Below are 22,024 nucleotides of genomic sequence, written 5' to 3'. Positions count from 1 at the left end.
TAACAATACCATTACAACAACAGTGCAATTACAACAACGGTACCATTACAACAGTTGACAACAAATATTCCCAACAGACACTTATAGTCAAAGGTTAACCCATGATTAAACAAATTATTCCCTTTATTTTAATGTTCATGTTAACTGGCTGCACAACCACTGAATATGTAACAACAACACCAATAACCAAAATAGTCACAGGCGATTTAACCCATTTCGCCCAGCAACAACGCACCTTTGCTTGGTACCCAGGCCAGAGCAAAACGTTCTTGCCCGACAGTGTCAATGCAACATTATTTACCGAGTACACCGAAGAAGCCATCGCAAAGATAATGCAGGAGAAAGGCTATACCTTAATTGACGATGCGCAACAAGCAGACTTTCTGGTGGGTTATGGCCTAGCGATAGAGTCCGAATTATCTGATGAAGAAATTTTTGATAAAGTCGGCAATACCGTTGGCTTAGTCCTGAGCCACGATCAAGCAACTGAGTTCCAAAAAGGCAGTGCCTTAATTGCATTTTACAAACCGCAAACACTGCAGCCGCAATGGCAAGTATTAGCGCAGGGTATCGCCAAAAATAAAGCATCAACCCAAGCACGTAAAAATAATATTTATGCAGTCATGCATTCTATGCTTAATAAAGTACCAACACGTGCAGCTGAATAATCGATACCGAGCTAGTTTTATCGACTGTAAATTGCTAAAAAATCACCCAAATCTCATTATAATAAGTGATTAAACAAGCGATTACTGACAATTAAACGCCAAGATTAGTGTATTCATGCTACCTTGGCGTTTCTGTATCTACTTCTATTTAACTTGGAGAAAATCATGTCGTTATCTATCAAACCAGTCGCTATCGCGGTACTCGGTGGGCTACTTACCATGGCCGGTCCTGCTTATGCCGAAACCATCAAATTACGTATTTTAGAAACGACGGATATTCATACCAACGTAATGGATTATGATTATTACAAAAACAAGCCAACCGAGAAAACTGGCCTAGTGCGTACAGCCACACTAGTAAGAGAAGCCCGTGCAGAAGTAAAAAACAGCGTATTAGTTGATAACGGTGATTTATTACAAGGTAGTCCAATGGGTGACTACATGGCAGATAAAGGCCTACAACCAGGTGATGTACACCCGGTTTACAAAGCCATGAATCAACTGGGTTATGAAGTCGGCAACCTTGGTAATCACGAATTTAACTACGGCTTAGACTTCTTAAAAGAAGCGACAAATGACGCTAACTTCCCGTATATCAATGCCAACGTTATCGATCTTAAGACCGGTAAAAACATGTTTACCCCGTACATCATCAAAACAAATACCTTTACTGATACTGACGGCGTAGAGCATCAAGTTAAAATTGGTTACATCGGTTTTGTACCACCGCAAATTTTAATCTGGGATAAGAAAAACCTAGAAGGTAAAGTTGAAGCCTTAGACATCAAACAAACAGCAGAAAAATTTGTACCACAAATGAAAGCACAAGGCGCAGATATTATTCTAGCGATCCCGCATTCAGGCGTATCGGCTGACCCGTATAAAGTAATGGCTGAAAACTCAGTTTACTATCTAACACAAGTACCAGGTATTGATGCGATTGCGTTTGGTCATTCGCATGCCGTATTCCCAAGCGAGAGCTTCTCTAAGTTACCTGGCGCTGATATTGAAAAAGGCACAATCAACGGTATTCCAGCTGTCATGCCTGGTCGCTGGGGTGATCATGTCGGTATCATGGATCTAGTATTAGACAAACAAGGTGATACTTGGAAAGTAACGCACGCACAAACTGAAGCACGTCCTATTTTCGACAAGTTTACTAAAAAACCATTAGTGAAAGCTGACGAGAAAATGGTTGCAGCAGTACAAGAAGACCACAAAGCAACACGTAACTTCGTTAACCAACCTATCGGTAAAGCAAGTGATGTGATGTACAGTTTCCTTGCGCTAGTACAAGACGACCCAACAATTCAAATTGTTAACTTGGCGCAAAAAGATTACGTTGAACGCTTTATCCAAGGTGATCCTGATTTAGACGGTATTCCAGTACTTTCAGCTGCAGCACCGTTTAAAGCTGGCGGCCGTGGTAACGATCCAACTAACTTCACTGAAGTTGAATCGGGTCAGCTAACCTTCCGTAACGCAGCCGATCTATACCTTTACCCTAATACCCTAGTGGCAATGAAAGTAACAGGTAAAGAAGTAAAAGAATGGCTTGAGTGTTCTGCTGGTCAGTTTAACCAAATCGACTTAAACAGCACTGCACCACAAGGTTTAATCAACTGGGATGAATTCCGTACTTACAATTACGATGTAATGGACGGCGTTAAATACGGTATCGATTTATCGCAACCAGCACGTTATAACGGCGATTGTAAACTGATTAATCCGAACTCAAGCCGCATTACAGATTTAACGTTTGAAGGCAAACCAGTAGATCCTGCGCAGCCGTTCCTCGTCGCAACAAATAACTACCGTGCTTACAGTGCGAAGTTTGCTGGTACAGGCGAAGCATTTGTTGCATTTGCATCTCCAGATGAAAACCGTACTGTACTTGCAGATTACATCAGCCGCGTCAGTAAAGAAAAAGGCCAAGTAACGCCAAGTGCAGATAACAACTGGTACTTCACACCGTTACAAAGCGATAAGAAACTAACGATCACGTTTGAAACAGCACCAGGTGAAAAAGCCGCTCAGTTCATCAAGGACAAAGGCCAATACCCGATGCAGTTTATGCACGAAGATAAACTGGGCTTTGCTATCTATAGCTTAGACTTACAAAATAAGAAATAAAACAAAAAGTAATACGTTTAGCTAAGCGTTGAACCAGGTATTTGACTAGACGTTTTTCTCTGTCGGCTTACGTCAAGTAGCAGGCGTAAACAATCCGTCAACATCAATAGTTGATCGACATAAAATACCGCAGCCAGTCTGCGGTATTTTTTTAACTTAATTTCACGGCATAATTTGCTAAACTTCAATAATAACTATTTCTGTCGACAGGACGTCATATGAGTAATAACAAGCACGATAAAAGTGAAGCCAACGCCGCTAACGTCAATAACACAACACCTTGCTACTATGAACAGCAAGGCAGCGGTAGCCCTATTGTGTTTATTCACGGCTCTTACGCGACGACATCAACATGGAAGAAGATCATCCAGCAGCTCGCCAGCACACATCATTGTATTTCGATTAAGCTACCCGGGCACGGTGGCATGCCCGATCCCGCTGATTTTTCCGCGCCAAACATAGAGACTGAACTGGCGATAGTTGAATCCGTCATTGCTGAAGTGTGTGAGCAGCGCGCTCAAACTAATCAACACGATCAATACGAACACTCCAATCAATTAAAACAGCCCTATCAATGCAAACAGTCCAAGCAAACTATTCAGCTTATCGGCCATTCTTTTGGTGGTGTAGTCGCGCTTGCCCTAGCGCTGAAGGGATCGGTAAATATACGCGCGTTAACCCTATTTGAACCGGTAACGACTTGGGTGTTTACAGCCGTCGGTGACGATGACATGACAACACAGGTCAATAAATTCATTCAAGGTTATCGTCAAGGTATCCGTAATAATGAACCTTACGTATGTGGACAGGTCATCGATTTCTGGGGAGGAGAAGGTGCATTTGAGCCCCTACCCGATTTCATTAAAGATGGCATGGTACCACTCACCGAAAATAACAATCGTCATTGGACCCTGTGTGAAAATACTTACCATGACAGATCCGCGTTGCAAGCATTAACCATACCGACCAAATTAGTGTGCGGGTCGGCATCAAACCCGATTGCACAAGCCATTGTTAGTCATTTAAGTCATGAGTTACCGAACAACAAGCGTTATACAATCACAGGGGCTAGCCACTTCTTAGTGACCAGCCATGCCAGTGAATGCCTTGCGATTATTAACGAGTCGGCATAAACACTGCTTACACCTAGCAATCAAAAAAATCCTGACACTATTACAGTGTTTACATCTCATTATTAAGTAATATTTCGGTCATTTGTAGCGTCGTAACTATGGTTAATACTATAAATAATTTAGGGGTAGATGGATGCTTACTCTTCCGACAACAAAAGTACAAGATATCATATTTGATGCTTTCTCATTAACCAATGACGGCGTTGCGATTTTTGATGCAAATGACATTGTCATCTATTGCAATGACAGCATGGCTAAGCTATTTAATGACACTGCAGAACAAGCGTTAAACAAAACTTTTAGTGAGTTAATCAAACAATGTTTCAATAACACTGAAGGGTTAAATATTGAATCAGACGATATCGAAGTATGGTTGCAAGCCGCCGACCATAAAAGACGCAGCGCGCCCTTCCGCAGCTTCGAAACGGATACTCAAGATGGCCGTTGGCATTTAGTGACAGAGCAGTTGGTGTGCGATGATATCCTTTATTTTCACAGCACCGATATCACAGACAAAAAACACACAGAAATGCAATTACAAGCATTAACCAAAGAGCTACATACCCGCGCAACCACCGACGAATTGACAGTGATAAGTAATCGTCGAAATTTTTATGACATGGCTGAAATAGAGTTTACGAAGGCACAACAAAAACAACCCCTTTTGACGTTAGTGGTCATCGATATCGATAACTTCAAAGTTATAAACGATAGCTTTGGTCATGCTGCTGGCGATATGGTGCTTAAAGCATTTGCGCAGAATATTAAGTCCGAACTGCGCAGTGGGGATATATTTGGCCGTCTCGGTGGTGACGAATTTGCAATCCTACTCCCGAATACCGATTGCAACGAAAGTTTACCGCTTGTAGAGCGGTTCCGAGATACGATAGCGACAATGAAAATCGACCACAAAGAGCAACGTATTCAGCTCACCGCATCCATCGGTATCGTCCAGTATTTACCTGTAATGCAGTCAATCCATGACATGATGAATGCGGCAGATACAGCCTTATATCAAGCTAAATCAGAAGGGCGTAATACCGTTTGCAGATGCTCGATTAAACAAGTTGAGTCGGCAACAGCGCCAAGCATGATTAGCTATACTTACTGATTTTATCTCTAAATATCTCTTTCTTAAATGGCTTAGGTAAATAATCATCCATTCCTGAATCGAAGCAGCGTTGGATATCATCTTCTAAAATGCTCGCGGTTAGCGCAACAATCGGCATGCGCGGCAAAGCATAAGTATCTTCATACTCTCGAATGCCAATCGTGGCATCAAAGCCATCCATCACCGGCATCATGCAATCCATCAACACTAAGTTAATATGTTGATGGCTTTCAGCATACATATCAATTGCTTCTTGGCCGTTCTTAGCCACGATAACATCAAGTCCGAGTTGGTTAATGTTAATGGATGCCACCTTCTGATTAATTAAATTGTCTTCAACTAACAAAATAGCCCGATTTACCGTTTTAGTTATCTCATTGGTGTAGGCTGTACCATGCAAATTAAGATCGTCGATCATATTAATCAAGCGAAGGCCGAACAGTGGTTTGGTAATGTACCCATCCACTAAATGTGCATAATTAAATTGCTCACTGTGATTACTCCGTGCCACTAATATCGGCGTTGCCCCTACCTTTTGACGCAAGGTTTGCAATTCTATTTTAGCCAATTCAACTTCTTGCTGATTATAAATAATAATCGAGTTAGGTTTAATACTCGCCGCCACACCATTAATGTCAGCACACGCGGTGGATTCGATCCCTAAGTCATTGAGTTCTGATTGTAAGAATTGCGCATCTTCAGTATTGATAATAATGGCTTGAAACGGCGATACAGTTTGTTTCGGCTGTGATTTTTCGATACCAACAACAATCGTAAAATGGAAATCACTGCCTTCACCTTTAATCGATGTGATGGCGATATTCCCGCCCATCAAACTGACAATCTTAGCGCTAATAGACAGCCCTAAACCGGTACCACCAAAATGCCGCGTGGTGTTATTGTCTTCTTGTTGGAACGCTTCAAATATTTTGCCATGCTTGCCTGATTCAATACCGATGCCGGTATCTTTAACCGAGAACGACAAGGCAATATTATCAGAATCGACCACTCTAGACTGTAATGCCAGAGTGATTTTACCAGCCGCTGTAAACTTAACGGCATTAGACGCCAAGTTCATCAGCACTTGTCTCAACTTATGCTCATCTAATGTAACTAACGCTGGCAGCGCGGGGTCAATTTTAATATCGAGTTCAATGCTTTTAGCTTGCGCTTTAGCTGCGATTAATGATGCCGTATCAAACAATACTTCTTTGACATTCGATGTGTGCGGCGAAATCGCTAAATTGCCCGACTCTATTTTTGATAAATCGAGTACATCGTTAATCAACATCAACAAGGTTTGCGAAGATGAATCAATCGTCATCAGGTAATCTTTTTGGATAGGCGACAACTGTGAGTCTTTTAAGATCTCAGCCATACCAATAATACCGTTGAGTGGCGTGCGTATTTCATGTGACATATTGGCCAAAAATGTACTCTTGGCCTTATTTGCTATATTGGCGTTATCTTTTTCTTGGGTGATGGTAGCAATATTCTGTTTTAACTCGGTTTGTAGTGCTGCTAAATGCGCAAACGAATCACTCATTTCGTCATCGGTATTGTTCTCAATACGCTTGTCATAATCACCCGTTGCAATAAAGCCGATATTACGGTTTAAATCCGTAACACGGGCAATAATACTGCGTTTAATTAAGCCATAAATACCAGCAATGGAGATCAGCAAAATAGTAAAGACGGTTAACAACCGAGTGAAGGCTTTAAATAAATGCACATGAAAATCATTAACGGCTTGTTCTGATTTGGCATTAATCTGGTCAAACTCTTGGTTTAGACGGGTTCTTAATACCTGGAACTCTTGAGTGATCGCCCAATGGATGATGGCTTTTTCTTCATCGTCCTGACTAGCAGCATAATCATTGGTTAATTGACGCCACTGTGCCATCAACGACAATATATTGTAATTATCGTGCGTCGGATACAGTTCAACATATTTGCCGTAACGGGTTTTGATTTGATCTAAATTGCTATTAATCACAGTAAACGCATTAGCGTCACCATCTATAATGTATTGCTGAAAAGCGGAATATGCCTGATACGCATCACGGTCTGCGTTAAGAATAAGGGTACTGGCATGGCGGTAAACATTGGATTGCTGGTCAACCGCAGTTTTACCATAATCAATCAGGCGGGAGCCTTCATATATAGAAAAAAGTAAACAAAATATAAAAATGGCCATCAGCCAATTTAACTTGGCACGTATCGAAGAAAACATAAAAGTCCTTTTCATTTTCATTTAACCGCCCTGTCAAAATCAAATCACTTGATAAAAAATTAAAAGAACTAATACTAAACCATGAGAAGGGAGTCTATCATCGCCATTTTTAATTAGCATGTATAAATCATCTTTAGGACCTGCATTTGTGACCGGCGGCCTACATACATTGAGCCCTATACTATTAGTGGTACGCCTATAGTGTCACCGCAGAGAGTGTGTCATATCACCCAATTTAATGGCTCGAACGCGTGCTGTTATTTCCTTTCCTAGGTTATTAAGAGATAATTATCATCTCGCTATCTTTTAAGGCCAATTACGATGTCAAATATCCTCTTACTTGCGAATCTAAACTGTGATCGGGTGTTACAGTTGGATAGACCATTAGCAACCGGTGGCCGCCATTATTATGCTGATAATGGCCGACGCTTAGGGGGTGGCGGTGCCAATACCGGATTAGGATTAATTTATGCGGGTCACAAAGTAGCGCTAGTGAGTCAAGTTGGTAATGATAAGACTGCCGATTGGTTATTAGCAGAAGCCAGTATTCAGGGCTTAGACTGTAGCTTATTACAGCGTAATGATCTGGACACACCGGAATTATTATTAGTCATGACACCCGATGGTGAGCGTACTATTATACGTCCGCAACGCCCTGTTTTTACCTTAGGTGCTGCTCCCGACATGAGCCAATGGCAGGCGTTATACATTAACTCTTCCGCTGTCGGTTGCGAGCGCTGGGCACAAGCCGCGCTTGAATCGACCTTGGTAGTCGCTCAATTAGCCAAAGATAGTCGTTGTCGCCCTTGCCATGTATTAGTCTCGTCTAAATCGGACATGAACAATCAGGGTATAAACACGAACAATCATCACGACATCTGGCAATATGGCCTGCAAATCGCGGGTGACCAACTACGTCATTTTATTATCACCGACGGGGAACACGGCGCTGTTGCCTATAACCAACACCAGGCGATTTCCGTCGCGGCAGTGGCGGCGAGTGTCATTGATACTACGGGGGCTGGTGATGCATTTGCGTCTGGATTAATCCATGGTTTACTTGCCAATCAAGCTATCGCACAAGCGATGACAACGGGCTCTGAATGGGCTGCGATTGCGGTTGCCACTGCCAGTTCTATTCCTGGGGTAGAGTTACAGCAGTATTTAATTAACTCATATTAACTAATAACGTCATCACCTCCCCCTCGTTTTTTATAGATTTAACACTACACACAAATATAAATGATAACTATTATCATTTATATTTGCATTTGTTTTTATAGTTATTTATTATCCTCCCCCTATTATTATAATAAGACTATAAAAAATGAAAAAAACAGCATTATCTATAGCTTGCATCAGCCTTTTACTCAGTGCATGCGATGATTCAAATTCAAACATAGAACAAACAGCTAAAAAAGTAGCTGAAGAAACGACAACAACGGCAATGGAAATTAAAACCTCAGACATAACAGCTATCTCTACTACAGCAATAAAATTTACAGTCCCGAGTGTTACCGCTACCAATGCTGCGACAGTAACAAATATCAAAGCTAACTTTGGTGAAGCAAGTATTGATCAAGTCACCGGCGAGATGAATTTTAGCCCCTACACAACTGATAGTAGCAGCATCTTAAGTGGCGAAAGCATTGCCGCACAACACAACTATAACTTTAAAATTATCTATCAAATCGATAACGCCATTTATCAACTTAATGGTTCAACATTACCGTTATATAACGATAAAACCAACAAACCAGCAGTACGTTTTAGTAAAATAAGCCTAGATGGCATCCCCTTATCTACCGAAGATCAAGCGCGAGCGGCCAATACCAGCGACTGGAGCTGTGTAACCGATAATAGCAGCGAACTGATGTGGCAAGCACCGCAGGCAAATGGGCCATATGCATTTGATGCAACTTACTACTGGGGTGATCGCACGATCAATAATCGTGATTACAGCGAAGCTAGTTGTATACTCGGCGGTAGCTGCAATACAGACAGCTTAGTGGCAATAGCAAATAAACAGCAACTGTGTGGGCGTTCGGACTGGCGTTTAGCAACGCGAACTGAATGGCAAACACTATTAGATAAAAAACTGTTCGATGAAGACTCAAAACAATCGCCAATAAACAACTTTTATTTCCCTTATATCGATTCAAATTTTGATGAAGCCTATTGGACTAACTCGTTCACCATTTATGCCGATGGCCACGATAACAACCCAGTTGATGATGATTGGCAAGGCTCAAATGCCCTTGTTGGTGATGCGCATGTCATGTGGATGACTAAAGATTTTAACTTTGCCAATATGCCGCCGCGCTCAACCAATGAACCGCACTTCACTATGTTAGTAAATGGCACAGTTATACCAGATGACAAAAAGAATGAAGTCCCAGCCATAACAACACCATTAACACCGCAAGATATCGCTGAAGGCGTTGACGAAAATCTTAATTGGCAATCTCGTTTTGTAAAACACGGTGCACTTGGTCAAGCACTCGCAGCACAAGATACGACAAAATGGGCTTGTACAGCTGATCAAGCATACAAATCAGTGTTACCTAATACCCAAATGTTATGGCAACGCATCAGTAAAAATGAACCATTAAAAAATTACGCGCAAGCCGTGGAGTACGCAAAGAAAGTTAATCAGGCTAGTGGATGTGGACAAACCAACTGGCGCTTACCAACCGAGAATGAATTAAAAAGCCTGTTGGTGAATACACCTATATTTGGGGGAGTTCCAAGTTCACGCACCAGTTATATCACCAACGTATTTAATGATACTGTCGTTGGAGACTGGATGGAGGGCATAAATAGTTATTATTGGACTTCAACTATCGATACAGATAATCCCAAAATAAAGCATTCTGCAGTTTCATTCCAAGATGCCTTTTCTGAAAGCAGTTACAGAGATAATACCGAAATGCATCGCGTGCGCCTGATCTCAACAACGAGATTGCAACCATAATGACAACACACACATTAAAAAACCTGCAACGTCAACTCACGCTTATCACCTTCTGTACGCTATTAGCTGCATGTGGTAGTGACAGTTCAAGTGATAGTCCCATTACAGGTACTGGCGCTGATGAGAAAAATACCGATAACAATCAACTTTTGCAGTTAAATCCGCGCATCCAGTTAACCCAAGGGCAGGCAACAACAAAGCAATATGCCTTAACCGCAACGCAAACATTACAACTTATACAACCGGGCTTGTATGGGCACGCCAGTGTGCAAGGAGATATTTTTACTTATCAAGCCAACGCGCTCGCCCAAGGTACAGACCATGTAAAAATCGCGGTGGTATCAAGCGATAAAATTGAAACGATAAACTGGTTGATTCATGTCAATAAGCCAACACCTCGCTTTACGACTGTCGTATTAGGAGATGACAGTAAAAACAAAGCTTGGCAATGCGTAGCTGATGCTCAAACACATCAAGGCGTGGTTTGGGCAACACCATTACAACCAGCATCACAGACTTATGCTTGGGGTGATTGGCCTCCGACCTTACCCGCTTTTCAAGCTCAGTGTCAGTTCACCGATAGTGATGGCAGCAGCCAAGCATGTACCACTGATAGACTGGTTGAATACGCTAACCAGCAAAGCTGGTGTGGCCGCAATGACTGGCGTTTACCGTCAAGTTATGAAATGAAGGCGCTGGTTAGTGAGCAAGATTATGCATTAGATAAGAATCAAGCGGCAATTGACCCTTACTTTTTTGGCGCAACCGGGTTTGAAACCTATTGGCTAGCGGATGATGATGGCCAACCACACAGTGACAATATCGCACCCACACTTGATTTTGCAACCGGTCGTTATACACCTCTGATGCAAAACAAACGAAAACCTAAATCGGCGATGCTTGTCAGTGGGGTTAAACGGGATACCACATTACCTTCAGAGCAAGAACAGCCTCAGGCAGAGAAAGACAGTTTTATCCGCTTAGACAATGACGGTCAACCCTTAGCTAAATCGCGACAAGATGCAGATTATAGGGATAGTCCTTGGCGTTGTTTAGATGATATGCGTGGCTTAGTACGTGATAATTTATACTTACGTGATAAGCAGTTTTCTAATGTTTATTGGTTGACCCCTGATCCAGAAGATATCACCAGCACCACTCAGACATTATCAAGACAAGCTGGGGTTGCCGATGTCATCGATAAGGTGAATCAAGCGCAATTTTGTGGCCGTCAAGACTGGCGATTACCTACAGCCGACGAACTGGCAATGTTGCTCTATAAAGGCGAACAAGAAAGTAATTACAACTTGTTATATGCAGCATCATTAAATCAACCTGAATCAGGTGATTACTGGGTTAAAACAGCCGCTGATTATGGCTTGTATAGCTTACCATCGATGGCTAATTTACAACCAAAATCGACGGTAGACACTGACATTGGTCGTGTTTTACTTATTGCCACAAAGTTTGAACAACGTGCAACGGAAGATCCACGCTCGGTAAACAATCACGCTCAGCCTAATTTTAGTGATTTACGACAAGCTTACGCCAGTAATAGTGATTATTGGCCACAACCTTTTGTTGATAATTTATTGAATTATCAAGAACTAGGACCAATGCCTAAACCCAGTTTTCCTAATGACAATCCTTACAGTGAACGAAAGGTTAGCTTAGGCGAAAAGCTGTTCTTTGACCCTTTCTTATCACAAGCAGGTGATGTGAGCTGCTCGAGTTGTCACGATCCTAAATTAGGTTGGGGAGACGGACAAGAGGTGTCTATTGGTCATGATCGTCAGCGTGGAAAGCGTAATGCGCCAACCATAGTCAACAGCGCCTTCCTGCCGACTTTATTCTGGGACAGTCGCGCTGCAACATTAGAGCAGCAAGCATTAATGCCGATTCAAGACCCTGTCGAGATGGCTGAAAGTTTACCCAATTTACTATCTCGGCTCAATGCACACCCACAATATCCGGTTCTGTTTAAACAAGCCTTTCCCGGAAATGCCATAAATGCCGACATCACAGAACAGCAACTAGGTATGGCACTCGCCACTTTCCAACGCACCATCATCAGTAACGACAGTCGTTTCGATACGTTTGTCAGTCAAGCTGATAATACCGGAGATACCAGTGCGCTTTCTGATAAGGAACTGTGGGGATTGGATATCTTCCGTCGTAATGGCCGCTGTGTGAATTGCCATATGGGTGCCGAGTTTACCGACCATAAAATGCAAAATGTCGGGCTGACTTATTACCAAGGCTTTTATGAAGATCTAGGATTATACAATGTGGATGGCAAACCAAGCAGCGTCGGTAAATTTAAAACACCGTCGTTACGAGATGTGATGAACAATCATCCTTGGTTCCACAATGGACTGCTCGATACGATGGAAGGTGTCATATCTATGTACTCTGCAGGTATGGCAGACAATGCGCCATTTGGTTGGAATAAGTATGACCCGACATATCCGGTATTATCTAAACAGATAAGACCGTTAAATCTAACAGTCAAAGAAGCACAAGCATTACAAGCTTTTCTAACGACGATCACCGCACCAACTCGCCAAGTGCCTGCGACCAGAGCGGAGTTAACATTAAATTAGGGACGCATTAATGATTAACGATTAACGATTAACGATTAACGATTAACGAGAATAAACAAGAGAACTGATAAGCAGGTGTTAGCCATTAATACCTGCTTATTTAAAGGTGTTTATCTGTGGAAACCAAATTAACGCTCACCAACAAGATAAAAATAGGTGTGTTTTGCACGATACTTCGGTGAAAATTGGACACCGTAATAGCAAGGTATCTTGTGTTCACAAACCTGATTAATCACATCAAACCCCGCATTTATTTTACGAATTGAAATCGGTTCTTTGGTCACGATAATCATCGCTGCAGAATCCGTTATTTTGGTATTAGGAATAATGCTATTAACCGTATTCGCATTAATGCTACTGTCGTTTGCGGCAATGACGATAGCCAAGTCTTCACAATCTGCTTCCAAGAACCGTAACGATTTAGAATTAGAAATTAATGACGAGATATCACTGATATTAAATTTCAACACGTTATTTTGATTCAATATCGTCGCCATATGATGAATAAAGCGAAATGCCGCCAGACGATGATAGTTATTAAGCTCATCCAGATTAAGCCAAATGGTCGCGATATAGTTATCATCAATTATCTGCTTTCTGGCACGATAACCGACAGTGTCGATATGTTCTTGTTTGTAGACGACAACCACCAAATCCGATTGCACTAGATTCGGCTGCGCTAGATTCGCCTGCGCTAGAGCCGATTGTGATAGGTCACTTTCCTGCGCAACGTCATGTTCAGCAGTAATGGAGTAAAAACTAATGTCGTCATTATTCTCGAGCTCAACCAGAAGAGGTTCTTGCCCCATAAATGACAATACTGTTATACGGCTCATGCCGCCATTATATTGTATAGCTGGATTCATACAAATTCCCTTTGATATCCTCAACTCATATTAATATTATGGAATAAAATAAGGAAAGTCGTTAAAAAATAACTATTATTTACTAAATTAAGTGACATAAACCTCTTTATGGGTAATAAAATTAAACCTTCATAACAAAAATAAGTTATAAAAAAGCCTGCACATGGCAGGCTTACGATTAATACCGATAACGGTTCTGGTAAGCTAAATGAATTAGCCGACTGTCGCTGCCATCAGTTAACTTTCATCTGTTAGCTTTCATCTGTTAAATAGACGCGCGCTTTTTGCGCTCGTTTTTTAGCAAGGCTATTAAGGTGTAAACCTGACAAGGTTAAGGCGATACCCGTAATAGAACCAATTAAGGCTAATGAACCAAACCAGACCAAACCAACCAATGTTAACGTTTCTGTTTTCACTTCTTTGTAGTGGTCAACATTATCGATATAAGACGCCATACGATAAACCTGGTTAGATAAGGCCATCGTGTTCGCTTCTATTTCGATCACGCGGATATCATAACGTAGGGTCATGTTATTTTGCTTGATCTCTTTAATGTAATCTTTCTCACTTAAGAATTGCACATCCGCTTGCTCACGCTTCGCCTCTAAATCAAGTAACGCAGTATATTTATTATTAGCCAGTTTCTTTTGTTTAACGGCTAAATTGCTATTACTTGCACTTACCGCATTTTTATAACTACGGCTAAGTTGTTTTACTTCGTCGTTCTTCTGCTGGATCATGTCATCTTTTAATCCGAGTAAATCCGCATAATAACCGTCAAGAAACTTAACAGACTCTAAATCTGGTGTGTTATCTTTAGCAATAATCGTGTTGTTATTGATGTTATTAATCTGTGTTTCAACATAACGGATTTTTTCATCGTAATCTTTTTTCACTGCAGGTGAAGTAAAGAAGTTCGAATCATCTAACGCGACAATCTTGTCGGCGTTCAGCTTATCAAGCTGTGCTAATAAACGAGTACGCTCCGCCTGCACTAAATTAGCACCATTTTCAGTACGTTCCATCGATGATTTAAAACGCTGCTCTTTCTTCAGTGATAGCTCTTGTAACAACTCTGACTTTTCAATTTTAAGCTGAATTAACTGCTGTCTTTTTTCTGCTAGCGCCTTGCTTAACTGCGGGACATTTTTTGATAAGTACTTATTACGTCGTACTTCATAAGCGTATTGCGATTGATAGCTTTCATTAACAGCCGTCTTATCACTGTCAATTTGCTGCGTTTTAATATTGTAATCTTGCAATGCAATAACGATATTATCTTCATTAATTTTGATCTGATTCTCAATCTTGCTGATCTCAATTTCACTGAGATTAATTTGACTATTAATAGATGAGAATGCGCGTTCAAAACCATTAAGTAAGGTTTCAAAGGTAATAAGACACAAGAAACTAATGATCAACAAATACATAGGGAATGATTTACGTGAATGCCAAAGCCCTATCACAAACGGGATCTTGGTTAATTCTACCAACGAGATCATCACAAAAGGCGCTGCCAATGTGAATGCACTGGTTAAATCATTATCACTTGTCATTAATGACACTGAAATACAAAGACCGATAAAGACCACTATAATCTCAACTAACCAGGCGATTTTACGTAAAAATCGACTATGTTTGTTCAGTTCATCAACTTCCGTATCACTAACTTTACCGGCATTTTGACCAGTTCCTATGATATCGCTCATTTGTTTAACATACCTCAATAATAAAATGACACTTTCACTGCGTTACCTCGAGTAACTTAGCAGTAAAGAATACAACCACTGAATTTTCATTCAAAACCACTGACATTACACATTGCTGGTCGTGATTAATAATCTATTATAATAAATCACAATCAAGTACTAACATGTATAACCATAAATTCTAGCTGCGCATATTAACGCTTACACAATAACAACACTATGTCGTTCACCACAAAAACAGAAAATATAACATATAGCTCAAGCTCACCCGAGCGTGTCAATAAACCATCATAACGTATAAAACGAAGCAATAAGCATGCCATACCAATCTAAGTTATTAGTATCAACTTAAGATTAGATTGAACAATAAACCTCTGTTATCCACGCCTATATAACCACAAATACGAATAGTTATCATCTACAAATTAATAAAAATAAAATAAGCCCATCACGTTAGTAGCATGCACAATAGTGCTTTGTTAAACTCTCGCTGTTGTTATTTGCACTATTATCAACACGTTTATAATTAAAACACTCACCATCGGAAGCATAACCATGTTTAACAAAGCCTATATTATTGCCTGCTGTTTACTTTTCTCTGCCAGTGTTGCCGCCACCACCGAGTTAACGCGAATCGTCCTTGAAGACGGTACTGAAGTGGTGTTGAATGACGATTTCACTTGGCAATATGTATTGTTGAATCAGCCGAAAACTGATGCGAATACTGCTACAAAGACAAAAACGGCGTCATTAGCACCGCAATTAACCCCTGCGGCAATGGCTAACACAGCATTAATGACCACCCATGTATCTCAAGGTGTTCGCGTGACATTTAAATCAGCCAGTTGGGATGATAGTGAATTAGGCCTTAATTTCGACATTACAAATAACTCGCCATTAACCGTGCTCAAAGTGACCATTGCGGCAACATTGTTTGACGATAGTGGCAATAAAATGACAACCAGTGAGTTTGATGTCTGGCAGGCTCAAAATAGATTACCGGAAACGTATTTACGTAAAGGTCAGCAGCGTGTGAGCCGCACCTTCAAGCTTGATGATATCAATGCCAGCCAATGGCAGAAACAATTCATCAGCTTTACTATTATTGCTGTAGAAACCCGCTAGTTTTACAACAAAAAGGCGATATCAACATGATATCGCCTTTTGCTTGGTTAGCTTTAGCTTTAGATAGTTAAGCCCTAATCCGAGCTTAACTCAGCATGCTTTTCACTGCTGTTATCAAGGCTACTATTATCAAGGCTTTTCTTTTCATTCTGCTTTTCACCGCGTTTGGCCAAGGCATAATAAAATAACGGCGTTAGAATTAAGCCGAAGATAGTTACCCCGATCATACCCGAGAATACCGCCACGCCCATCGCTTGACGCATTTCTGCACCTGCGCCCGTGGACAATACCATAGGTACAACCCCCATGATGAAGGCAAACGATGTCATCAAGATAGGACGTAAACGTAACCTTGCCGCTTCTAAAATAGCATCCAGGGTATTCAACCCCGCATCTTGCTTTTCTTTGGCAAATTCGACAATCAAAATGGCATTTTTAGTAGCAAGGCCGACGAGCACGATTAAGCCGATTTGAGTGAATATGTTGTTATCACCGCCGTACATCAGTACCCCACTGATCGCAGACAGTATCGTCATTGGAATAATCAAGATGATCGCCAATGGCAAACTCAAGCTCTCATATTGCGCCGCTAACACCAAGAACACTAACAAGATAATCAAGGGGAAAACCAACATACCGGTATCACCAGCCAGGATCTGCTGATAGGTAATTTCAGTCCACTCATAACTCATCCCAATCGGTAAGGTCTCATCAAGGATCTTTTCAATCGCTGCTTGCGCCTGACCCGTACTGACGCCCGGTGCAGGGCCACCATTGATCTCGGCTGTCGTATAGCCGTTATAGCGCATCACACGATCGGGTCCTGATGACTGGGTAATGTTAATAAACGAGCCCAACGGCACCATATCACCCTGGTCATTCGGCACCTTAAGCTGACTCACTTGCTCTGGCGTTTGGCGGAATGCTTCATCTGCTTGCATCGTTACCTGATAGGTACGGCCAAACAAGTTGAAATCATTCACATACGTCGACCCCATGTAAGTTTGCAGGGTTTGAAATATTTGATCGATAGACACACCTTGTTGCTTGGCTTTAGTACGATCAATATCTAAATCAAGTTGCGGTACATTGACCTGATAACTTGAAAATACGCCCGCTAATTCAGGGGTTGCCCAGGCTTTATACTGTACCGCTTGCGTGGCTTTGTATAAGGCTTCATAACCTAAGTTAGCTTTGTCCTGAATTTGCAAACGGAAACCGCCAATAGTCCCAAGTCCTTGTACCGGGGGTGGTGGGAAAATCGCAATAAACGCGTCTTCAATACCGGCAAACTTTTGATTCAGTTGCTGGGCAATCGCATTGGCACTTAAATCAGCTGTGGTGCGGTTTTCAAACTCATCCAAAGTAACAAACACTACGCCAGCATTCGGGCTGTTAGTAAAGCCGTTAATACTTAAACCAGGGAAGGCGACAGAATGTAATACCCCAGGATGATCAAGGGCAATATCAGACATGCGACGAATAACGGCATCAGTACGCTCTAACGATGACGCATCAGGTAATTGTGCAAACGCCACTAAGTATTGCTTGTCTTGTCCAGGTACATAACCGGTCGGTGTTTGTGAAAACTGCACGCCAGTTAATACCACTAAACCGAAATACAAGATGCCGATAATGCCGCCAAAACGAATGACTTTACGTACCAACCAGGTATAGCGCGCCGATGCACGATTAAACAAGCGGTTAAACGGGGCAAATAACCAGCCGCCTAATAACTTGTCCATACCACGGGTTAATCTGTCTTTCGGTTCGTCTCGACCTTTTAACAATAACGCCGATAATGCCGGACTTAATGTCAGTGAGTTAATCGCCGAAATAAACGTCGAAATAGTGATCGTTAAGGCAAACTGTTTATAAAACTGCCCCGTCAAACCACTCATAAAGGCTGTTGGAATAAATACCGCCGCAAGTACCAATGTAGTAGCAACAATCGGTCCGGTTACTTCGCGCATCGCTTTTTGGGTTGCAGCAACAGGATCCAGGCCATCATCAATATTACGTTCGACATTTTCGACCACAACAATCGCGTCATCAACAACGATACCAATGGCTAATACCAAACCAAATAACGATAAAGCGTTTAATGAAAAGCCCATTATATACATGAAGGCAAATGTACCGACTAAGGACACAGGTACCGCAACCAATGGAATAATAGACGCGCGCCATGTTTGTAAAAACAGCACCACCACTAACACCACCAGCAACACAGCTTCAAACAAGGTTTTCACTACCGCTTCGATCGAACCACGTACAAATACGGTTGGATCGTAGACAATCGAATATTCTAAACCATCCGGGAAGTTCAGGGATAACCGTGCCATGGTGCTACGCACGTCATCAGAGATCTGGATCGCATTAGAACCCGATGCTTGAAATACCCCCATCGCCACGGCTTCTTTATTATCAAGTAGTGAGCGTAGCGCATAGGTTTGCGCGCCAAGTTCAACACGCGCAACGTCTTTTAAGCGGATGATCTCGCCTTGTTCGCCAACCCGAATGATAATATCTTCAAATTCTTCCTGGGTAGATAAACGCCCTTTGACATTAATCAGTAACTGAAAATCTGCGCCACTTGGCTGCGCGCCTAAACTACCCGCGGCCGCTTGTTTATTCTGTTCACGTACTGCGCCAATAATATCGGCAGGCGCAAGTCCCAAAGAGGCCACTTTATTTGGATCTAACCAAATGCGTAAGCTGTATTCCCCGGCACCAAATAAATTCACCGCACCAACACCGTCGATACGCGCTAATTCGTCTTGTACATTTAACGCCGCATAGTTAGATAGATACAGCATGTCATAACGGTTATCAGGCGCGGTTAAATGCACTACCATGGTTAAATCGGGTGATGATTTCTCTGTGACCACACCAAAACGCTGTACCTCTTCAGGTAAGCGCGGTATTGCACGATCAACACGACTTTGTACTTGGCTTTGGGCTTTATCAACGTCAGAACCAATCGCAAAAGTAACGGTGAGTGTAAGTCGACCATCCGAAGTGGCTTGTGAAGACATGTACAACATGTTTTCAACACCGTTAATCGCTTGCTCTAAAGGTGACGCCACTGTTTCGGCAATCACTTTCGGGTTAGCACCCGGATAACTTGCCGATACCACCACTGTTGGCGGTACGACTTCTGGGTATTCAGTAATCGGCATTAAACCGACGGCTATCGCCCCTGAGATAAAAAACAACAGTGAGATCACCGCTGCAAAAATGGGTCTTTTAATAAAAAACTGAGAAAACATATTCAACAACCTTGTCTATTGCAGGTCTAACATTTATTTATTACAGGTCTACAAATAACCCGATATCTATTTAGCCACGCGGGTTAATATTAATTCGCGCGCTTGTTCCAATACCGCTTGTCCGTGACGTAATGCCGATAAATTATCTGCCGTCGCCATCTCAACCATATTCGGTTCGATAACCATATTTGGACGTACCTTTTGCAAACCATTCACCACGATCTTGTCGTCTGCAACAAGACCTTGCTTGATGATCCGCAGGCCTTGGACTTTTTCACCCAAATCAACGCCACGGTATTGCAGTTTATTATCCGCATCGACAACCAACACAAATTTGTTATTTAAGTCGGTGCCAATGGCTTTATCGTCGACCAAAATACCATCGTAAGTGGCACTACCGGCAATCCGTAAACGGGTGAATAAGCCCGGTAATAAATCATTGTCTTGATTAGCAAAGCGCGCTCTGACTCGGATCGTACCTGTGGTGTGGTTAATCGCATTATCAACAAAATCAATCACCCCGGTGTGGGTAAAATCGTTTTCATTTGCCAGTGCCATAAACACAGGGTTGCCATCAGAACGTTGGTCATTACGTTTACGCTGCGTCGTTAACTGCACATATTTAAGGTAAGTTTGTTCATCAACATCAAAATAAGCGTACATATGGGCAGTCGATACTAGGCTGGTTAACTCTGTTTTACCTGCTGTTACATAATTACCCATCGTCACATTGGCATAAGACACACGCCCAGCAATCGGTGCTTTAACCTGAGTATAAGCAAGGTTGAGTTCAGCACTGACTAACGCGGCTTTAACCGACGCCACTTCCGCGGTGGTTTGATGCATATTCGCTTGACGGGTATCGATTAATTCTTCTGATACTGCTTTCTTTTTATATAATTTAAACGCACGATCGTAATCATTCTTCGCCAATTTCTCCGCGATTTTGGCGCTGCTTAACTTTGCTTTTAAGCGCTGTACTTCAGCGGTAAAGACACTCGGATCGATTTGAAATAATGTAGCGCCTTTCTTAACGACGGCACCTTCATCAAAACTCACTGCATTAATGTAACCTGAAACACGCGGGATCAAAGTAACCTGCTCTGGCGCTTCTAAACGGCCAGTAAACTCATCCCATTCAGTAACCGATTCATTTATCACTATGGCGACACTCACTTTAGGTGCTGGTCTCGCCTGCGCTTCCGGTGCTGATGTCTCAGTACCGCATGCGGTTAATACCAGCGCGGTTAAACTGGTGAGCATAAATGTACGGAATATATTACTTTTTTTCATGTGGTGACGTCCCTTCGTTACATTGTTTTGTAATCAGCAAATCAAGATATTGTGTATCAGTTGATACCGACGGGTATGATTATTACGTGCTGGTCAACACACAATTACATACCATTCGGTACAATTTATTTTGTACCGACCGGTACTATTTATTTTGTACTGACCGGTATGATATATATTTTTATAATAGAGTCAATGGTTATTATCTGTAAAGTCACTGGACAGAAGACGACACACTGTCTATCCTATGCGCATAAATGAAGGTAATAAAAGGGCTAAAAAATATGTCTAAAAGCAGTTGCGTTGGTCGTCCTAAAAGCTTTGATGTTGATGACGTTTTAGAAAAGGCATTAGCGGTATTTTGGGCTAAAGGTTATGAAGGTACATCACTGACTGATCTAACCCAAGCGATGGGGATCAACAAGCCAAGTCTGTATTCTACATTTGGAAATAAAGAAGAGTTGTTCATAAAGGTCGTTGATTTATATGAGCAAAGACCCTGTGGGTTTTTCCGTGCCGCATTGGCAGAAACAACGGCAAAAACCATGGTTGCTGCGATGTTGAATGGCGCAGCACAAAGTTTTACCGATCACAGTAATCCACAAGGTTGCATGATAATTCAGAGTGCATTAACGGGGAGCGATGCCAGCGAATCGGTAAAGCAGGCCTTAATTAATCGCCGATTAGAACATCAAAACGATCTGAAAAAACGCTTTGAAGCCGCTTTACAACAAGGTGATTTAACCACCGACTACAGTGCCGACGTACTTGCCCAATACCTCGCGACGATTATTCAAGGTATGACAATTCAGGCAACAAACGGCATTACTGCCGCAGAATTACAATGTGTAGCCGATCTCGCGCTCAGTCATTTCCCAGGACTGGAACGAAACTAGCGTTAGCT

The 22,024-nt window shown here is 42.0% G+C and carries 14 protein-coding genes; 9 read left to right on the top strand and 5 right to left on the bottom strand.

Features of this window, described 5'->3' with window-relative positions; translation table 11 throughout:
• The first annotated feature begins 101 nt into the window (after nt 1-101).
• From A923_RS0108960 to A923_RS0108945, 4 genes are all read left to right on the top strand, one after another.
• Entirely contained in the window at nt 102-668 is a 567-nt protein-coding gene (locus A923_RS0108960) for a DUF4136 domain-containing protein (protein ID WP_017221331.1), read from the top strand.
• A gap of 165 nt (nt 669-833) precedes the next feature.
• The gene (locus A923_RS0108955) at nt 834-2,801 is read left to right on the top strand and encodes a bifunctional 2',3'-cyclic-nucleotide 2'-phosphodiesterase/3'-nucleotidase (RefSeq protein ID WP_017221330.1); all 1,968 of its coding nucleotides are present in this window, start codon (nt 834-836) and stop codon (nt 2,799-2,801) included.
• 218 nt (nt 2,802-3,019) lie between these two features.
• Nucleotides 3,020-3,934 carry an alpha/beta fold hydrolase gene (locus tag A923_RS0108950; RefSeq protein WP_017221329.1) on the top strand — a complete coding sequence of 305 codons (915 nt, stop codon included), beginning with the start codon at nt 3,020-3,022 and terminating at the stop codon, nt 3,932-3,934.
• Nucleotides 3,935-4,067: 133 nt separating this feature from the next.
• Entirely contained in the window at nt 4,068-5,045 is a 978-nt protein-coding gene (locus A923_RS0108945) for a sensor domain-containing diguanylate cyclase (protein ID WP_017221328.1), read from the top strand.
• Here the strand turns inward: A923_RS0108945 and A923_RS0108940 are convergent.
• The gene (locus A923_RS0108940) at nt 5,029-7,278 is read right to left on the bottom strand and encodes an ATP-binding protein (RefSeq protein ID WP_017221327.1); all 2,250 of its coding nucleotides are present in this window, start codon (nt 7,276-7,278) and stop codon (nt 5,029-5,031) included. The genes A923_RS0108945 and A923_RS0108940 overlap by 17 nt on opposite strands.
• 321 nt (nt 7,279-7,599) lie before the next feature.
• Between A923_RS0108940 and A923_RS0108935 the strand changes: the two genes are divergently transcribed.
• From A923_RS0108935 to A923_RS0108925, 3 genes are all read left to right on the top strand, one after another.
• Complete coding sequence (locus tag A923_RS0108935) at nt 7,600-8,460, top strand: PfkB family carbohydrate kinase (protein WP_017221326.1); 861 nt, start codon at nt 7,600-7,602, stop codon at nt 8,458-8,460.
• Between the two features lie 145 nt (nt 8,461-8,605).
• Nucleotides 8,606-10,252 (top strand): Lcl domain-containing protein, encoded by a 1,647-nt coding sequence (locus tag A923_RS0108930; RefSeq protein ID WP_017221325.1) that lies wholly within the window; start codon nt 8,606-8,608, stop codon nt 10,250-10,252.
• The gene (locus A923_RS0108925; protein ID WP_017221324.1) at nt 10,252-12,855 is read left to right on the top strand and encodes a cytochrome c peroxidase; all 2,604 of its coding nucleotides are present in this window, start codon (nt 10,252-10,254) and stop codon (nt 12,853-12,855) included. Before A923_RS0108930 ends, A923_RS0108925 begins: the two co-directional genes overlap by 1 nt.
• Before the next feature lie 128 nt (nt 12,856-12,983).
• On the opposite strand, the gene A923_RS0108920 is transcribed toward A923_RS0108925, so the two are convergent.
• The gene (locus A923_RS0108920) at nt 12,984-13,721 is read right to left on the bottom strand and encodes a hypothetical protein (RefSeq protein WP_017221323.1); all 738 of its coding nucleotides are present in this window, start codon (nt 13,719-13,721) and stop codon (nt 12,984-12,986) included.
• 251 nt (nt 13,722-13,972) lie between these two features.
• Nucleotides 13,973-15,430, bottom strand: coding sequence for a hypothetical protein (locus A923_RS0108915; RefSeq protein WP_017221322.1), 1,458 nt, complete (start codon nt 15,428-15,430; stop codon nt 13,973-13,975).
• Nucleotides 15,431-15,985: 555 nt separating this feature from the next.
• Here A923_RS0108915 and A923_RS0108910 point away from each other — a divergent pair.
• The gene (locus A923_RS0108910) at nt 15,986-16,555 is read left to right on the top strand and encodes a DUF3157 family protein (RefSeq protein WP_017221321.1); all 570 of its coding nucleotides are present in this window, start codon (nt 15,986-15,988) and stop codon (nt 16,553-16,555) included.
• Between the two features lie 74 nt (nt 16,556-16,629).
• Here the strand turns inward: A923_RS0108910 and A923_RS0108905 are convergent, their stop codons facing one another.
• Both A923_RS0108905 and A923_RS0108900 read right to left on the bottom strand, forming a co-directional pair.
• Complete coding sequence (locus A923_RS0108905) at nt 16,630-19,827, bottom strand: efflux RND transporter permease subunit (protein WP_017221320.1); 3,198 nt, start codon at nt 19,825-19,827, stop codon at nt 16,630-16,632.
• Nucleotides 19,828-19,893: 66 nt separating this feature from the next.
• Nucleotides 19,894-21,120: an efflux RND transporter periplasmic adaptor subunit gene (locus A923_RS0108900; RefSeq protein WP_017221319.1), complete on the bottom strand. Its 1,227-nt coding sequence runs from the start codon at nt 21,118-21,120 to the stop codon at nt 19,894-19,896.
• Nucleotides 21,121-21,404: 284 nt separating this feature from the next.
• On the opposite strand from A923_RS0108900, the gene A923_RS0108895 reads away from it, so the two are divergent.
• Entirely contained in the window at nt 21,405-22,016 is a 612-nt protein-coding gene (locus A923_RS0108895) for a TetR/AcrR family transcriptional regulator (RefSeq protein ID WP_017221318.1), read from the top strand.
• The last annotated feature ends 8 nt before the right edge of the window (nt 22,017-22,024 follow it).

The organism is Moritella dasanensis ArB 0140 (genome assembly GCF_000276805.1).
In the GTDB taxonomy this organism is placed as follows: Bacteria; Pseudomonadota; Gammaproteobacteria; order Enterobacterales; family Moritellaceae; genus Moritella; species Moritella dasanensis.
Note: the sequence above shows the minus strand (reverse complement) of the source record. Positions and strands in the feature narration are given on the sequence as shown.

Excerpts from the sequence above, each read along its gene's own strand:
- A923_RS0108960 (WP_017221331.1), top strand. The coding sequence starts at position 102 with ATGATTAAACAAATTATTCCCTTTATTTTAATGTTCATGTTAACTGGC.
- A923_RS0108955 (WP_017221330.1), top strand. The coding sequence starts at position 834 with ATGTCGTTATCTATCAAACCAGTCGCTATCGCGGTACTCGGTGGGCTA.
- A923_RS0108950 (WP_017221329.1), top strand. The coding sequence starts at position 3,020 with ATGAGTAATAACAAGCACGATAAAAGTGAAGCCAACGCCGCTAACGTC.
- A923_RS0108945 (WP_017221328.1), top strand. The coding sequence starts at position 4,068 with ATGCTTACTCTTCCGACAACAAAAGTACAAGATATCATATTTGATGCT.
- A923_RS0108940 (WP_017221327.1), bottom strand. The coding sequence starts at position 7,278 with ATGTTTTCTTCGATACGTGCCAAGTTAAATTGGCTGATGGCCATTTTT.
- A923_RS0108935 (WP_017221326.1), top strand. The coding sequence starts at position 7,600 with ATGTCAAATATCCTCTTACTTGCGAATCTAAACTGTGATCGGGTGTTA.
- A923_RS0108930 (WP_017221325.1), top strand. The coding sequence starts at position 8,606 with ATGAAAAAAACAGCATTATCTATAGCTTGCATCAGCCTTTTACTCAGT.
- A923_RS0108925 (WP_017221324.1), top strand. The coding sequence starts at position 10,252 with ATGACAACACACACATTAAAAAACCTGCAACGTCAACTCACGCTTATC.
- A923_RS0108920 (WP_017221323.1), bottom strand. The coding sequence starts at position 13,721 with ATGAATCCAGCTATACAATATAATGGCGGCATGAGCCGTATAACAGTA.
- A923_RS0108915 (WP_017221322.1), bottom strand. The coding sequence starts at position 15,430 with ATGAGCGATATCATAGGAACTGGTCAAAATGCCGGTAAAGTTAGTGAT.
- A923_RS0108910 (WP_017221321.1), top strand. The coding sequence starts at position 15,986 with ATGTTTAACAAAGCCTATATTATTGCCTGCTGTTTACTTTTCTCTGCC.
- A923_RS0108905 (WP_017221320.1), bottom strand. The coding sequence starts at position 19,827 with ATGTTTTCTCAGTTTTTTATTAAAAGACCCATTTTTGCAGCGGTGATC.
- A923_RS0108900 (WP_017221319.1), bottom strand. The coding sequence starts at position 21,120 with ATGAAAAAAAGTAATATATTCCGTACATTTATGCTCACCAGTTTAACC.
- A923_RS0108895 (WP_017221318.1), top strand. The coding sequence starts at position 21,405 with ATGTCTAAAAGCAGTTGCGTTGGTCGTCCTAAAAGCTTTGATGTTGAT.